The 15,399-nt window shown below is 62.0% G+C and carries 10 protein-coding genes; 7 read left to right on the top strand and 3 right to left on the bottom strand.

The annotated features are described in order from the left end of the window. Positions 1–4 precede the first annotated feature (4 nt). Positions 5–1,270, bottom strand: a complete 1,266-nt coding sequence (locus tag WNY80_RS15165) for a lipopolysaccharide biosynthesis protein (RefSeq protein ID WP_342888243.1) — start codon at positions 1,268–1,270, stop codon at positions 5–7. 270 nt (positions 1,271–1,540) lie between these two features. On the opposite strand from WNY80_RS15165, the gene WNY80_RS15160 reads away from it, so the two are divergent. Together WNY80_RS15160 and folD are read left to right on the top strand one after the other, a co-directional pair. Further along, entirely contained in the window at positions 1,541–4,513 is a 2,973-nt protein-coding gene (locus WNY80_RS15160; RefSeq protein ID WP_342888242.1) for a GNVR domain-containing protein, read from the top strand. Positions 4,514–4,656: 143 nt separating this feature from the next. Continuing rightward, positions 4,657–5,556 carry a bifunctional methylenetetrahydrofolate dehydrogenase/methenyltetrahydrofolate cyclohydrolase FolD gene (gene folD, locus WNY80_RS15155; RefSeq protein ID WP_342888241.1) on the top strand — a complete coding sequence of 300 codons (900 nt, stop codon included), beginning with the start codon at positions 4,657–4,659 and terminating at the stop codon, positions 5,554–5,556. Positions 5,557–5,677: 121 nt separating this feature from the next. Here the strand turns inward: folD and WNY80_RS15150 are convergent, their stop codons facing one another. Both WNY80_RS15150 and WNY80_RS15145 read right to left on the bottom strand, forming a co-directional pair. Further along, the gene (locus WNY80_RS15150; protein ID WP_342888240.1) at positions 5,678–6,991 is read right to left on the bottom strand and encodes a GGDEF domain-containing protein; all 1,314 of its coding nucleotides are present in this window, start codon (positions 6,989–6,991) and stop codon (positions 5,678–5,680) included. Positions 6,992–7,119: 128 nt separating this feature from the next. Continuing rightward, positions 7,120–8,193, bottom strand: coding sequence for a substrate-binding domain-containing protein (locus WNY80_RS15145; protein WP_342888453.1), 1,074 nt, complete (start codon positions 8,191–8,193; stop codon positions 7,120–7,122). 339 nt (positions 8,194–8,532) lie between these two features. On the opposite strand from WNY80_RS15145, the gene WNY80_RS15140 reads away from it, so the two are divergent. The 5 genes from WNY80_RS15140 (at position 8,533) to ugpC (ending at position 15,166) form a co-directional block, all read left to right on the top strand. After that, a complete protein-coding gene (locus WNY80_RS15140; RefSeq protein WP_342888239.1) occupies positions 8,533–9,882 on the top strand; it encodes an ABC transporter substrate-binding protein in 1,350 nt (449 codons plus the stop codon). Positions 9,883–9,962: 80 nt separating this feature from the next. Further along, positions 9,963–11,204 (top strand): sugar ABC transporter permease, encoded by a 1,242-nt coding sequence (locus WNY80_RS15135; protein WP_342888238.1) that lies wholly within the window; start codon positions 9,963–9,965, stop codon positions 11,202–11,204. A gap of 11 nt (positions 11,205–11,215) precedes the next feature. After that, the gene (locus tag WNY80_RS15130) at positions 11,216–12,358 is read left to right on the top strand and encodes a carbohydrate ABC transporter permease (RefSeq protein WP_342888237.1); all 1,143 of its coding nucleotides are present in this window, start codon (positions 11,216–11,218) and stop codon (positions 12,356–12,358) included. A 19-nt stretch (positions 12,359–12,377) separates the two neighbouring features. Then, entirely contained in the window at positions 12,378–14,045 is a 1,668-nt protein-coding gene (locus tag WNY80_RS15125) for an alpha-glucosidase (RefSeq protein WP_342888452.1), read from the top strand. A 32-nt stretch (positions 14,046–14,077) separates the two neighbouring features. Further along, positions 14,078–15,166 (top strand): sn-glycerol-3-phosphate ABC transporter ATP-binding protein UgpC, encoded by a 1,089-nt coding sequence (ugpC, locus tag WNY80_RS15120; protein ID WP_342888236.1) that lies wholly within the window; start codon positions 14,078–14,080, stop codon positions 15,164–15,166. Positions 15,167–15,399 lie beyond the last annotated feature (233 nt).

The raw sequence follows: 15,399 nt of genomic DNA, 5'->3' as shown, positions 1-15,399 counted from the left end.
AGCTTCAGATCGGCCGTTTCTTGATCGAGCGCAGCGCCCGGTACGTCATCAAGGCCGATTGCAGGTAGAGCACCAGGAACGCCGCGTTCAGAAGCTCGACCCAGATCACCACATCTGTATGCAGCCCCAGCACATAGGCCAGCAACAGCGCCTTCATCACGGCGAGCGATGCCAGGATCATCATGCGCACCACGGTCCGGCCCGTCGCATACAGAAGCTCCGAATGGTATTCGATCAGGTTGCGGAATGCCGGCACAAGGGCGACGAAGATCAGAAGCGGTGCCGCCACGGCGACATTCTTGCCCAGCGCATTGGGAAACAGCCACAGGAAGCCTGCCATGCCAAGTAGCCCTGCCGTCGAGACCGCCGCCACAACGCCTTCGAGCAGTATCCGGTTCTTCAGGCTGTTGAGCATGGCCGAGGCCCGCATCAGTTTTTGCGTCAGCACCGTCAGGAAGGCGCGCACCGGAAGCGCGGTCAGGTCGACCAGCCGCATGATGATGGCGTAGATCCCGGCCGTCTCCGGTCCGCCCAGCGAAAGCACCAGCACCTTGTCGAGCTCCGACTGGACGTAAAACAGCACTTCCGCGCCGGCCACGGAGACCGCATCGACCCAGCGGCGGGTATAAAGCGCCAGCTTCCAGCGCAGCCTGACCCGCGGATAGAAAAACAGGATCGCGATCACTGCCGCCAGTCCGTTGGCGGCAAGGTAATACCAGCCCCAGCTGGCAAGCGTTGCATCGGACAGCCAGGCAAACAGCACCGCGGCAACTGTCTTGAGCGCGGTCGCCACCACCACCAGCACCGAACCGGAGCCGAAACGGTTGGTGCCATAGCTGACGATGACCACGATTTCCATGATCCGCCAGCACAGCACTTCGGCGACAATGATCTTTGCGAAGCTCGCAAGCTGCATCTGGTCGCTGAAGATCAGGGCATGTGTCGCCCACGCCGCCAGCGCAATGACCGGTGCGGACAGCACCACTCCGCCCAGGAAGCCTGCGGTATAGACCCCGAGCAGGCGCGTCTTGACCGTGGCGATCCGGTAAAGCGGTGAAACAAACCCGAAGGCCAGGAGCCGTGACAGCATGATGCCGCAGGCCGACGCCGTGGCAAACAGCCCGAATTCGCTGATCGACAACGTGTTGGCAATCGCGATGAAATAGACGAGCGAAATCACCAGCCGTCCTGCGGATCCCCCCACCATGGAAAGATAGGCGCGGATGATTGCGGCATTGGCGCTTGCGAGATGTCTCAGGCGAACAATCATTGAGTACCGTTTTGGGAAGACGGCTGCAGCTGCCGCACCCGTCGTTTCGTCCGTCTATTCATAAGGGGAATGTGTTAATTCGACGTTTGAAACGGCTCAATCTGTCCGGATTTCGCGCCAGGCGGCACCAAGCCCGACGATGTCGCCACTGCTGAAAAACTGGCGATTTCGCAGATGTTTCGCCGGAAATTAACCATTTGTTACCCATGAATTTATAGCCTGTCTTAACGAAGTCGACAATCTTGCCAGTTAGGGCGGCCAAAGCCGGACATGAGCGATTCACCCGAAGACAGAAGACCCCGCGGCCGTCGCGGATCGCTGCTCGACCACGCCCGGGACGCCCCACCGGCTGCGTCCGCGCCTGTGCGCGGAACCGACGATCAAATTACCCGTACGGAAAGGGCGTCGATGGCCTCCGCCTCGTCGCTTCTGGCCACACCCTCCCGCTCGGCCCGCATTTCCACATCGCGCTATGCCCCACCGGCCAGTCACGCTCCGGCGCGCCCTGCCGAATCCCTGCTCGCATCCGCTCCCGCCACCCCGGCAGCGCCAGCCGCCGCGCCATCACCGCCGGACGCCGACCGGGCCGCGTCTTCCGTCCGCGAGAAATTCGGCGACCGGATCGCCCGCATGATCGGCACGATCGCACCGGAAAGCAAACCGGCCGCACCGATTGCCATCGAACGTGAACCCGCGCCTGACAGGCCCGAGCCTGCCGCGACAGCGCCGGAACCGCAGCCGCGTGCCCGTCCTGAGAGCCCTTCGCAACGCGCTGAACAGGCACAGCAGCCGTCTTTCCCCCGCGATCGTCCGCGTGATGAGCCGTATAACGGCGACGATCATTACCATTGGCACGCCGCTTCCGCTGGCGGTCAGTACGAGGATGGAAACCGGCCGCTGCTCGATGCGTCGATCCTGATTTCGGCAGTCTGGCGGTTCCGCCGCCTGATCGGCGCGGCGACCGTCGCCGGCGCCGTGCTCGGCGTGCTGATGGCCCTGTCGACGCCGCACCGCTATTATGCCGAAAGCCGGCTGTTTGTTGATCCGCGCGAAATCCGGGTGACCGAGGACGACATCCGCAACCAGCAGCTTTCCACCGAAGCCATGCTGGCGATCACCGACAGCCAGTTGCAGATATTGTCCTCGACCAGCGTTCTGGAAAAAGTGGTCGAGGATCTGAATCTCGACCGTGATCCGGAGTTCAACGGATCGATGTCGTCCGGCGGCATCAGCGGTGGCGTGGCGCTGATCAAGGAGCTGTTCACCGGCAAGAACCCGGCCTCCGAAGGCGAGCAGAAGGCGCTCAACAATCTGCGTGATGCGCTGTCGGTCGGCCGCGATGCCAAGACCTTCGTCATCATCGTCGGGGTCGATACCAGGGACCCCGAGAAGTCAGCCCTGATCGCCAACCAGATCGTCGAAACCTACCTCGATTCCGAAGGTCAGGCGCAATCCAGCCTGCTGGAGCGGACATCGGAATCCATCGACACCCGGATCAACTCGCTGCGCGCCGATCTCGATGCTGCCGAACGCGAGGTCGAGCGCTTTAAGGCCGAGAACGGTCTGGTCGGCGTTGGCGGGCAGTATATCGACGACAAGGAGATCCTGGCGCTGAGCGATCAGCTCGCCAATGCGCGCGCCATGAAGGTCGGTATCCGGGTCAAGGCCGACAATCTGGCCAAGGTGAAGATCGACGATGTCCTCTCGGGCGCCTTCCCCGAAGAGCTGCTGTCTTCCAACCTCAGCGAACTGCGCAAGCAATACGCCCAGACCAAGTCCAACGCGGAATCGCTGGCAACCCGGCTCGGGCCCCGGCATCCGCAGTACATTGCCGCAAGGCAGTCGCTCCAGACCATCACCAACGAGATCAGCGCCGAGCTGCGCCGCATCGTCGCCAGTTCCCAGACAGAACTGCAGCGCGCGGTCGAAACCGAGCAGGAACTGGCAAGCCAGATGGCGGTAGCCAAGAGCCGCGCCATCGACCAGTCGGTGGAGTTGGTCACCCTGCGCGAACTCGAGCGCAAGGCCAACGCCACCCGTGGCATCTACGAGGCCTTCCTCACCCGCTCGCGCGAGACCAGCGAACGCTCCAACCTGTCGACACGCAACGTCCGTGTCATTTCGCCGGCCGAAGCGCCGCTCCAGCCCATGGGCCCGTCACGCAAGTTCATCGCCCTTGGCGGCATGATCGCGGGCTTCCTCGCAGGGCTGGGCTTGGCCTTGCTGGCCGGCGCGGTCGAAAGCATTCGTGCCTACAATGGTGGCATGCTGCCGCAAGCCCGGTTCCCGGGATCACCTTCCGGCGGCTATCCGCAGCCGCCTGCGCCTGGATCACCTCCCGGTGGGCCTGGTCACCGTTTCTGGCCACGCCGCAACGATGCCAGGGACGCAACCAATACAATTGCCGGCCAGCCCGCAGCCGAACCATTTTCCGGTGCCCGCGCTCATTTCGCGCAAGAACCCGGTGATCAAGATCCCGCCAGTCACGAGCCAGTCCGTGTCGAGCCGGTGGTCGCGAAGTCCGCACAGGCCGAGCCGGGCCGCATGGACAACGGCTTAGGGGACCGGTTCCCGGCGCAATCAGGTCCCGTCACGCACTCAATCCATCAGGCTCCTGAAACAGGACGCAACGCACAGGCATTCATGTCGGCGCATGGCCAGTCGCATCACGCCGGACCGGCCCTGCCGCCCCAGCAACCAATGGCTACGATGCAGGATCCACGGATGGCTGGGCAGCAATGGCCGGCCTACCCGGCAGCGCCGCAGCCCTACATGCAGCCGCACGCGCAAGCTTACCCGCACCCCCAGCAGCCACCATTGCCGTCGTACCCGCAGCATCCCGGTTATGCCGCGGGTCCGTATGTGCCGGTTCACCCGGCCCACAACACCGCATATTCGGTAGCCCAGCAGCCCTATCCGGTGCCGCCATCGCCGATGATGCCGGCTTCGCAACCCCAGTTCTATCCGCAGTCCGCACAGATGCCGCAGCAACCTTACGCCGCGGCCTACCCGGCTCAGCCCGCCTATCCGCCTCAACCGCAGTTCGCGCCCGCACCAGTCCCCGCGCAAACCTGGCCACAGCCCGTTCAACAGGCGCCCGCAATGCCGGATGCCCAGGCGCACCAGCCCGCCGAGCCCGCCCGGCCGGTCCGCAACGACGAGGCGGTCGACCGGATTCGGAAGGAAATGGATCAGCTCCGTTCCCGGATTGATGGCTACGGTTCAGACCGCCGCAGCGCCTGACAGTCGCGCCCTGCTTGAAATTCGTCACCAGAAGACGCAAAGAAGCTATCAGCCTTCGGACCTTGTTTTCTAGGGTTCGCGAAGGGATACGGTTCCGGTAGAGCCGCGCAGGCTGCAAGACGGCAGATCGAAGAGGATGGATTATGGCGAAGGTGATTGACGGCAAGGCTGTCGCGGCGGGCGTGGTCGAGCAGGTGACGGCGGCCAGCAATGCGCTGGAGGCGCAGACCGGTGCGCGCCCGGGACTGGCCGTGGTCATCGTCGGAGATGATCCCGCCTCCCACGTCTATGTCTCATCCAAGAGCCGCATGGCCAAGCAGTGCGGCTTCAAGTCGGTGCAGCACACCTTGCCCGCGGAAACCACCCAGGCCGAACTCGAGGCGCTGGTGGCCCGGCTCAACGAGGATCCGGAAATTCACGGCATCCTGGTGCAGCTGCCGCTGCCGGATCATCTCGATTCCGATCCGGTGATCCAGTCGATCCGGCCGGAGAAGGATGTTGATGGCCTGCATGTCGTCAATGCCGGCAAGCTGATGACCGGCGATCTCGATGGCGGCCTGATCTCCTGCACGCCCGCCGGCGCCATGCTGTTTGTCCGCCAGACCCACGGCGAGGATCTCTCCGGCCTCAATGCGGTTGTCATCGGCCGGTCCAACCTGTTCGGTAAGCCGATGTCGGCGCTGCTGCTGGCCGCAAACGCCACGGTGACGACGGCCCACTCCCGCACCAAGGATCTCCCCGGCGTCTGCCGCAATGCCGATATTCTGGTGGCCGCCGTTGGCCGCCCGCAGATGGTCAAGGCCGATTGGGTCAAGCCCGGCGCCACGGTGATCGATGTCGGCATCAACCGCATCGACGCGCCCGAGCGCGGTGAAGGCAAGACCCGGCTGGTCGGCGATGTCGCCTTTGATGAATGCGCCGAAGTGGCAGGCACCATCACCCCGGTTCCCGGCGGCGTCGGCCCGATGACCATCGCCATGCTGATGGCCAACACGGTGACCGCCGCCATGCGCGCCCACGGCCTCAAGCCGCCAAGGTTTTAAACGGTTGCCGGTACTGGCTGCTGATCGGTTTTGAAAAACACCGGTCCGGCAACAGCGCCGCGCCTCCGCCTCAACGCGAGAACGGCAGCTGGGTTGTTAATCAGATGCACCGTTGGCGCTGCTAGGCAGCGTCATGGGCTTTTTGGCTGTGAGCCTGTCCGGGGTGCGCGCTGATATCCTGAGGAGGCTGCGCGACCACTGTCTGGTTCTTGCCCTTGCGCTTGGCGTCGTACAACGCCTCATCAGCACGGTTGATCAGCATGTCGGGTGTCTGGTCGCCCGCCCACAGGGCCAGGCCGATGCTGACGGTCACCGGGCTTGCCGGCGCATTTCCCGGGGTGTTCAACTGTAACGACTCCACGGATTTGCGTATCCGCTCGGCCACTGCGAAAGCATCGCTTGCGGTGGTATCGGTCAACACCACGAGGAACTCCTCCCCACCGTGGCGCGAGACGATGCCGCCGTCGTGCAGAGCGAGGCTGATCTTGTCGGCCACTCCCTTTATGCAGTCGTCACCGGTGGCGTGGCCGAGGGTATCATTGAGCTGTTTGAAGTTGTCGATATCGAGCATCAGGACGGCGATCGCCGGCTTGGCATAAGCGGGGTCGTCCCAGATCCGGGCAATATTCTCCTGGGTCGAACGGCGGTTCTGAATTCCGGTCAGCGGGTCAAGATTGGCGACGACCTTCAATTCGGCATTGAGTTTGGCCAGTGCTTCCTGGTCGCGCAGTTCCCGGATTTTCGATTTGAAGCTGTTCCACTGGCTCCTCAGTGTCGCCTTTCGCGTCGAGGCGAAAGCAACGATGGCACCGCTGTAAAAATAGCTGGTGCTCAGCGCCAGCAAGGGATCGCGGACCGGACCGGTGACGAGCATGACGGCATGGAGAACGATCGCAGTGACAACCGCAGCCACCGTCCAGCGAAACCCGATCGGGAAGAACAGGATCGCGGTGGCCACCGTGAACAGCGCCCCGGTGGTGTAGCGTTCAAACAGCGAGACTCCGCCCAGTGCCCCCAGCGCGCCGGACCCGATCATGATGGTCGCCGAGACTACAACCAGTGTTGCGCCCTGGATCCAGCTTGCACGCTGCCGTCCCCAGAGAAAGTAGAGGCCCAGCAAAATGGATGACATTATGAAGCCGCGGATGATCAGCGTCGCCACCAGAAGGGAGGGGCTGACAAAATAGTCGAATGACATCAGCAGGAAGTTGAAGAAAATAGCTGCTTGCAGCCAGGCGCGTGCCTTGAGCGAATGCGCAGCCCAGGAATAGCTTTCGTAAAGAGCGTTGAGCGCCGGGGAAGCATCGTGCAAACGGCTTTCCGGCGTCAGCAACCGGTCAGGAAGCAGGCCCCGCTCGGTCATTGCCGTTTTGAGCGCATCATTGTAGATGCGCTGGCGGAGTGCCCGGTGATTGCTTTGTGCAGAATTGCTCATATCTGCGTAAGCATAGCTTCGGGGCGTTAAAAATGGCTTGCCGGCTGCCGAAACGTTGCGCCGTCAAGAAGCGGTCCGCTTGCCGTGATGCTTCCCGTGAGCCGAACACCGGGATCAGCCTGAAGCGCCTATTCAGCCGCCTCCGCAGGCCGCCTCCGCACAATCCTGCGCTCGGCCGGGGCAGGGCCCGTGGAAGCACGCACGATCAGCTCGACCGGCCAGATTTCCTGGACGTGCGCGGCTTCCTTGCCTGAAATGATGTTGACCAGCCGTTCGCAGATCCGCGCGCCCGCCGCCCGGATCGAGGACCGGGTGGTGGTCAGTGGCACCGAGAAGCTCTCGGGCTTGAGAAACGGGAAAACATCGTCATGGGTGATGATCGAGACGTCGTCGGGTATCCGCATCCCCAGCTGGTTGAAGGCGCGCACGATCCCGAGCGTCGAAAACATAGAGGCGCTCAGCACGCCGGTCGGGCGGGTTGCCGGGTCGGCATCGCGAAACAACGCCATCGCCAGCCGGTAGCCATTCTCCTCGTTCATCGCGGCGGAATGGTGCTGCAGTGCGCTAACCGGAAGGCCGTGTGCGTTCATCGCCCGGATCACGCCATTGAGCCGGTGCACAGCAAAGGCGAAATTGGTGTCGCCGTTGATGAAGGCAAGGCGCTGATGGCCCAGCTGCAGCAGCAGCCGCGCCGCATCGTGAAAGGCGCCCTCGTTGTCGATGTCGAGAAAGGCATATCCATTGGCCGGTTCAAGCGCCCGGCCATGCGCCAGGAACGGAATGCCAAGCTCGCGAACCAGCGAAATCCGCTGCTCGTCATTGCGCATCGAGGACAGGTATACCCCGTCCACCGAGCGGCTGGCAGCAATGCGGCGATAGGCCTCCGTCTCGCGTTCACGCGGCGCAGGCGTCAGCGACAGATCGACCTCGCGGGTCAGCGCATGTTCGCCCATGCCGGACAGGAACTCGACAAAATGCGGATCGAGATCGACATTGTGTCCGACGGGCAGCACATATCCGATCGAGCCCGCACGGCCGGTGGCGAGCTTGCGGGCGTTGGAATTGGGCTTGTAGCCATGTTTGCGGGCGGCTTCGAGCACCCGCTGCCGGGTCTTTTCCCCGACCTCCGGATAGCCGTTGAGCGCCCGGGAAATGGTGGTCTGTGACAATTCGAGAAGCTCTGAGAGCTGCTTCAGATTCACCATGCGTGGTCCAGTTCCTTCAAAGCGCTTTGGCAACGGGATTGCGTTCAAGCGATCCCGAGCCTTGCCGCCGCGCCATCTAACCGTAGCTTGATGCCTGGAAAAAGCGAAAAAGTGGACATTGCGATGCGAAAAGGTACCGCAATGCAGCATCAATCTCGGGATCTCGCAAGGCCGGACCCGAATTCAAGCAGGGATTGCAAATTTCAGCTTGACTCAAGCAGGCACTCGTAATCCTCTGAAGGCAAGCCAAAGCGCTTTGGAAAAGTCATGGCGCCGGCTCCGAGACCTAGTTCAGCTTCACGTGAGTGGCCAGCGTCGGCCAGGAGGAAGAATTCGATGAAAAAACTGCTTATGATGAGCGCCGCAGCCGTCGCGCTGACCTTGGGAGCGGCCCATGCTGCCGATCTCAAGTTCACGCCGGGTGAAGGCAATTTCAACTGGGAGAGCTACGAAGCGCTGAAAGCCACGCAGCTCAACGGCGAGGAAGTCACCGTCTTCGGGCCGTGGCTTGGACCGGACCAGGAAAACGCCGAAGCCGTTCTGGCCTATTTCGCCGAGGCCACCGGCGCCGACGTCAAATATGTCGGTTCCGACAGCTTCGAGCAGCAGATCGTCATCGATGCCGAAGCCGGTTCCGCGCCCAACATCGCGGTCTTCCCGCAGCCGGGTCTTGCCGCCGATATGGCCAAGCGCGGCTTCCTGTCGCCGCTGCCGGAAGGCACGGGCGACTGGGTCAAGGAAAACTACGCCGCCGGCCAGTCCTGGGTTGATCTGGGCACCTATGCCGGCAAGGACGGCTCCAAGGATCTCTACGGTTTCTTCTACAAGGTCGATGTGAAGTCGCTGGTCTGGTACATCCCGGAAAACTTCGAGGATGCCGGTTACGAAGTCCCGCAGTCGATGGAAGAGCTCAAGGCCTTGACCGAGCAGATCGTCGCCGACGGCGGCACGCCCTGGTGCATCGGCCTGGGATCAGGCGGCGCCACCGGATGGCCGGCCACCGACTGGGTCGAGGACATGATGCTGCGCACCCAGGCGCCCGAAGTCTATGACAAGTGGGTCTCCAACGAGGTCAAGTTCACCGATCCTGCCGTCATTGGCGCGATCGAGGAATTCGGCTGGTTCGCCCGTAACGACAAGTTCGTTGCCGGTGGCGCGGGCGCGGTTGCCACAACCGATTTCCGCGACAGCCCCAAGGGTCTCTTCTCGTCGCCGCCGCAGTGCTACATGCACCATCAGGCCTCCTTCATCCCGGCCTTCTTCCCGGAAGGCACCAAGGTCGGCACCGATGCTGATTTCTTCTACATGCCTGCCTATGAAAGCAAGGATCTCGGCAAACCGGTTCTGGGCGCAGGCACCGTCTGGGCAATCACCAAGGACAGCCCCGGTGCACAGGCGCTGATCAAGTTCCTGCAGTCGCCGATCGCGCATGAAATCTGGATGGCGCAGAAGGGCTTCCTGACCCCCTACAAGGCTGTGAACACCGACGTGTTCGGCGATCCGACTCTCAAGAAGATGAATGACATTCTCTTGGGCGCCACAACCTTCCGCTTCGACGGGTCCGACCTGATGCCGGGCGGCGTTGGCGCCGGGTCGTTCTGGACCGGCATGGTCGATTATGCCGGCGGCAAACCGGCAGAAGAAGTGGCTTCGGAAATCCAGAAGTCCTGGGACGCGCTGAAGTAACGGCTTTGCGATAGCAAATCGGCAGGCCCCGGCATCACTCCGGGGCCTGCCTTGGCAACTGCCTTTTGGGGGAAAAGGGAATGCATCCGGCACTTCAGGGCTTGATCACCATCATCGTCGGCGTTGGCGGATGCGTGGGTTACTTCTATTTTTCCAACCAGTTCCTCGACAAGGTTCTCTTTCCTGCGAAGGGCGAAAATGCCGGGCGCAACATCAACCGCGCCAATCAGATCCGGCCCTGGCTGTTCCTGTTTCCGGCCCTCTTCGCCCTCGGGCTCTATCTCGCCTATCCCGTCTTCGCCACCCTCTGGCTGTCGCTGACCGACCGTGACGCCGGCGGCGCTTTCGTCGGGTTTGCCAATTATCGCCAGATGTTCCAGGAGCCGAAGTTCTGGGAAGCCATGCACAACAACATGCTCTGGCTGATCATCGTGCCTGCGTTCTCGACCGGTTTCGGCTTGCTCGCCGCCCAGCTGACCGACCGTATCTCCTGGGGCGGTATCGCCAAGTCGCTGATCTTCATGCCGATGGCGATCTCCTTTGTCGGCGCGGCGGTGATCTGGAAACTGGTCTACGACACACGGCCCGCCGATCAGGACCAGATCGGCGTTCTCAATGCGGTGTGGCTGAGTTTTGACGGCGGCGCCTTCTCCATCCTGTTCCTCAAGATCGTTCCGGTGCTGCTGGTTGCGCTCTTTGCTGCCCTGATGGCTTTCACCATCTACCGGACCCTGCGCCCTGTACTCGGTCGCGAAAAGGGCCATGGCAAGTCGCATTGGTGGGCGTTCGTTCTCAGGGCGTTCGCCGCAATCGCAGCCGCCTGGATGATCTGGCTCTCGCTGGATGCGATTGTTTCGCTCGTCCCCGCACGGCTGCCTTACGGCGAACCGCAGACCTGGCTCACCATCCCGTTCTGGAATTCGATCTTCCTGATGGTGGTGCTGGTCTGGATCCAGACCGGCTTTGCCATGGTCATCCTGTCGGCGGCGCTGCGCGGAATCCCGGAGGAAACCATCGAGGCGGCTGTCATCGACGGCGCCAATCCGTTCCAGATCTTCTTCAAGATCAAGGTGCCGCAGATCATGAGCACCATCGTCGTGGTCTGGACCACCATCACCATCGTCGTGCTCAAGGTGTTCGACATCGTCTTCGCCATGACCAACGGCCAATGGGAAACCCAGGTTCTGGCCAACTACATGTATGACAAGCTGTTCCGCGCCAATGACTGGGGTGTCGGCTCCGCCAGCGCCATGGTGATAATGCTGCTGGTCACCCCGATTCTGGTCTGGAATGTCTACAACGCCCGCAAAGAAATGCGCTGAGGGAGATGGCGATGCGCTCGACATCATCGAAAAAGTCACCTCTCGTCTGGGCCGTTCACATCTCGGTCGTGCTCTTGGTCGCGCTCTGGATGTTCCCCACCGTCGGTCTGTTCGTTTCCTCTTTCCGAACCGCCGACCAGATCGCCAACACCGGCTGGTGGAAAGCCCTGTTCACCCAGGAACGCCAGGCGCCGGCAATCCGCATCGCCGGTGTCGAGAAAGAGATCGACGGCGCGTTCGTCATTTCCGGCAATCTGTTTGAAAGCGACAAGGTTACCATCAGCCGCTGGGGCACCAGTTCGCGTGCGCCCGAAGCCTATGAGCCGGACCAGGTGGTCGATCTGGGCAACGGCGAAACCCTGACGGTCGCCACCGACGGGGCATTCCGCCTTTCCGCGCCCGAGAGTTTCGGCGACAACCGGCTGCCGCGGGTCTTCACCACGGCCACCCGTCCGCCCGAATTCACCCTTGAGAACTACCGCTTCGTGCTGTTCGACCCGAACAATCGCGAAGGCATGGCCAAGGCCTTTTTCAACACCTTGACCGTCACCATCCCGGCCACCATCATCCCGATCGTCATCGCCGCCTTTGCCGCCTATGCGCTGGCCTGGATGCGCTTTCCCGGCCGTTCGCTGCTGATTGCAGCCGTCGTCGGCCTGCTGGTGGTGCCGTTGCAGCTGGCGCTGATCCCGCTGTTGCGGCTGCACAATGACATCGGCATCGGCAAGGGCTATCTCGGTGTCTGGCTCGCCCACACCGGCTTCGGCCTGCCGCTGGCGATCTACCTGTTGCGCAACTACATGGTCGGCCTGCCGCGCGACATCATCGAGAATGCCCGTGTCGACGGCGCCACCGATTTCCAGATTTTCGTCAAGATCATCCTGCCGCTGTCATTTCCGGCGCTGGCTTCGTTTGCCATCTTCCAGTTTCTCTGGACCTGGAACGATCTGCTGGTGGCGCTGGTCTTCCTCATCGATTCAACCGGCGAGACCACGGTCATGACCAAGCAGATCGTCGAACTGCTCGGCACCCGCGGCGGCAACTGGGAGATCCTGGCCACCTCGGCGTTCGTGTCGATCGCGGTGCCGCTGGTGGTCTTCTTCGCCATGCAGAAATATCTCGTGCGCGGCCTTCTGGCCGGGTCCGTGAAGTAACGAGGCTTTTATGAAAACCATGACTCTTGCCGGCAAGCGGCTGCAAACCGGCACCGAGCTGGTTCCTGATGCCGACTGGTGGCGCGGCGGCGTGATCTATCAGGTCTACCCGCGCTCCTATCAGGATACCAGCGGCGACGGCATCGGCGATCTGATCGGCATCGCCGAACGGATCGGCTACATCGCCTCGCTCGGTGTCGACGCCATCTGGATCTCGCCGTTCTTCACCTCGCCGATGAAGGATTTCGGCTACGACGTCTCGGATTATACCAATGTCGATCCGATGTTCGGCACCCTTGGTGACTTCGATCACCTGGTCAGGGTGGCGCACGATCACGGCATTCGCATCATCATCGATCTGGTACTCTCTCATTCCTCCGACCAGCATCCCTGGTTCGTCGAAAGCCGGATGGACCGCACCAACCCGAAGGCCGACTGGTATGTCTGGGCCGAGCCCAAGCCCGATGGCACCCCGCCCAACAACTGGCTGTCGATCTTTGGCGGCTCGGCCTGGCAGTGGGATGGCAAGCGCGAGCAGTATTACCTGCACAATTTCCTCACCTCGCAGCCTGACCTGAACTTCCACAACGAGGAAGTCCGGGCAGCATTGCTCGATGTCGTGCGCTTCTGGCTTGATCGCGGTGTCGATGGTTTCCGGCTCGACACCATCAATTTCTACTTCCACGACGAGCAATTGCGCGACAACCCGCCGCTGGCCAAGGAGCTGCGCAACGATTCCATCGCGCCGGCGGTCAATCCCTACAACCACCAGCTCCATGTCTATGACAAGAACCGACCGGAAAACCTCGAGTTTCTCAAGCGGTTCCGCGCCCTGCTCGACGAGTATCCGGGCACCACGGCGGTGGGCGAGGTTGGTGATGCGCAGATCGGGCTGCAGATCGTCGCCGACTACACTTCCGGCGGCGACAAGATGCACATGTGCTATGCCTTCGAGTTCCTGTCCAGCACACCGCTGACCGTTTCCCGCGTGCGCACAGTGATGACGGACTTCATGACCGCAGCACCTGAAGGCTGGGCCTGCTGGGCCTTTTCCAACCATGATGTCGTCCGCCACGCCACCCGCTGGGGCGACAAGGTCAATGACCGCGAGCACTACCTGCGGCTGCTCGCCGGCCTGATCATGTCGCTCAGAGGGTCTGTCTGCCTCTATCAGGGCGAGGAACTGGGGCTGACCGAAGCCGAGCTGGCTTTCGAGGACCTGCAGGATCCCTATGGCATCCAGTTCTGGCCCGATTTCAAGGGCCGTGACGGATGCCGCACGCCGATGGTCTGGTCCGGGCATGAACAGTCCGCCGGCTTCACCAACGGCCAGCCCTGGCTGCCGATTCCTCCCGAACACCGCCATCTGGCAGTCGATGAGCAGGACAATGTCCAGGCCTCCATGCTCAACCATTACCGGCGGCTGGTGGCTTTCCGCAAGTCGCACCCGGCGCTTGTCAAAGGCACTCTCGAATTCGTTGATTCCGGCGACGATGTGCTCGCGATGATCCGCCGTCACGGCAATGAGGCAATCTTCTGCGCTTTCAATCTGAGCGAGGAAACGCAAGTCATCGCGCGTCCGCAAGGCGAACTCGAATTGCTGGATGGTCACGGTTTCTCGGGATTTTTGCGTCCCGATACAATAGAAATATCACCTTACGATGCATTTTTCGCCAAGCTTGGATGAAACCGTGTCAGGCGTGATGGGGAGGAGAAAATATGGCCGGCTTGAAACTTAAAGGGCTCAAGAAATCCTACGGTGCCGTCAAGGTCATTCACGGTGTCGACCTCGAAATCGAGCAGGGCGAGTTCATCGTCTTCGTCGGCCCGTCGGGTTGCGGCAAGTCCACCCTGCTGCGCATGATTGCCGGGCTGGAGGAAATCACCGAAGGAACGCTGGAAATCGACGGCATGGTGGTCAACGATGTCCCGCCCTCCAAGCGCGGCATCGCCATGGTGTTCCAGTCCTACGCGCTCTATCCGCACATGACCGTCTACGACAACATGGCCTTTGGCCTGCGCATTGCCGGCCAAAGCAACGAGGAGATCGACCGCCGGGTCCGCTCCGCGGCGGAGATCCTGCAGCTTGAAGATTATCTTGACCGGCTGCCCAAGGCGCTCTCGGGCGGGCAAAGGCAGCGCGTCGCCATCGGCCGCGCCATCTGCCGCGATCCCAAGGTCTTCCTGTTCGATGAGCCGCTCTCCAATCTCGACGCTGCCCTGCGTGTGGCGACCCGCATCGAGATCGCCAAGCTCAACGAGTCCATGCCCGAAACCACGATGATCTATGTCACCCATGACCAGGTCGAGGCGATGACCCTTGCCGACCGCATCGTGGTCCTGTCGAAAGGCGTCATCGAGCAGGTCGGCCCGCCGATGGAGCTCTACGACCGGCCGCAAAACCTGTTCGTGGCGCAGTTCATCGGCTCCCCGGCAATGAACATCATCCCCGGCACGATCGAAAAGGCCGGCGCAAGTGCCAGCATCTCGTTTGCCAATGGCAAATCGGTCGACACCGGCATCGCGGTCCCGGACGCGGACAAGGGCAAGAAGGCCTCCTTTGGCGTCCGGCCCGAGGATCTGGTCGCGACCACGGGCGATGATTTCCTGTTCGAGGGAACGGCATCGATTGTCGAGGCACTGGGCGAAGTCACGCTGATCTATGTCGACGACCTGACCGAGGACGAACCGATCATCGCCAAGATGCCGGGGCACCAGCAGGTCAAGCGTGGCGACAAGCTGCGCTTCACCGCAGACAAGGCCAAGCTTCATCTGTTCGACGCCGACGGCAACACCTACCGCCGCTGAACCGGGAATGCCCCCGCGGGCACCCGCATACAAAAAAGCCCCGGCCTTTCGGTCGGAGCTTTTTGAGGGACGCTCTTGACTGGAGGTCAGAGCGAATGAAGCCGGTCGGGAGGGACCCGGCTTCATCCTGTCGTCATGGTCTTAGCGGTTGAACAATTCCAGCGAACGCTCGAAACGCTCTGCCTTCACGGTGTCGCCGACCGAAGCGGTTGCGGTGTAGTCGATGCCGGACT

The organism is Hoeflea sp. AS16, from assembly GCF_038900095.1.
Classification (GTDB): domain Bacteria; phylum Pseudomonadota; class Alphaproteobacteria; order Rhizobiales; family Rhizobiaceae; genus Hoeflea.
This window is presented reverse-complemented; position numbering and strand designations above follow the sequence as displayed.

What these genes read in the sequence shown, in the direction of transcription:
- WNY80_RS15165 (WP_342888243.1), bottom strand. Translation starts at nt 1,270, where the DNA reads ATGATTGTTCGCCTGAGACATCTCGCAAGCGCCAATGCCGCAATCATC.
- WNY80_RS15160 (WP_342888242.1), top strand. Translation starts at nt 1,541, where the DNA reads ATGAGCGATTCACCCGAAGACAGAAGACCCCGCGGCCGTCGCGGATCG.
- folD (WP_342888241.1), top strand. Translation starts at nt 4,657, where the DNA reads ATGGCGAAGGTGATTGACGGCAAGGCTGTCGCGGCGGGCGTGGTCGAG.
- WNY80_RS15150 (WP_342888240.1), bottom strand. Translation starts at nt 6,991, where the DNA reads ATGAGCAATTCTGCACAAAGCAATCACCGGGCACTCCGCCAGCGCATC.
- WNY80_RS15140 (WP_342888239.1), top strand. Translation starts at nt 8,533, where the DNA reads ATGAAAAAACTGCTTATGATGAGCGCCGCAGCCGTCGCGCTGACCTTG.
- WNY80_RS15135 (WP_342888238.1), top strand. Translation starts at nt 9,963, where the DNA reads ATGCATCCGGCACTTCAGGGCTTGATCACCATCATCGTCGGCGTTGGC.
- WNY80_RS15130 (WP_342888237.1), top strand. Translation starts at nt 11,216, where the DNA reads ATGCGCTCGACATCATCGAAAAAGTCACCTCTCGTCTGGGCCGTTCAC.
- WNY80_RS15125 (WP_342888452.1), top strand. Translation starts at nt 12,378, where the DNA reads ATGACTCTTGCCGGCAAGCGGCTGCAAACCGGCACCGAGCTGGTTCCT.
- ugpC (WP_342888236.1), top strand. Translation starts at nt 14,078, where the DNA reads ATGGCCGGCTTGAAACTTAAAGGGCTCAAGAAATCCTACGGTGCCGTC.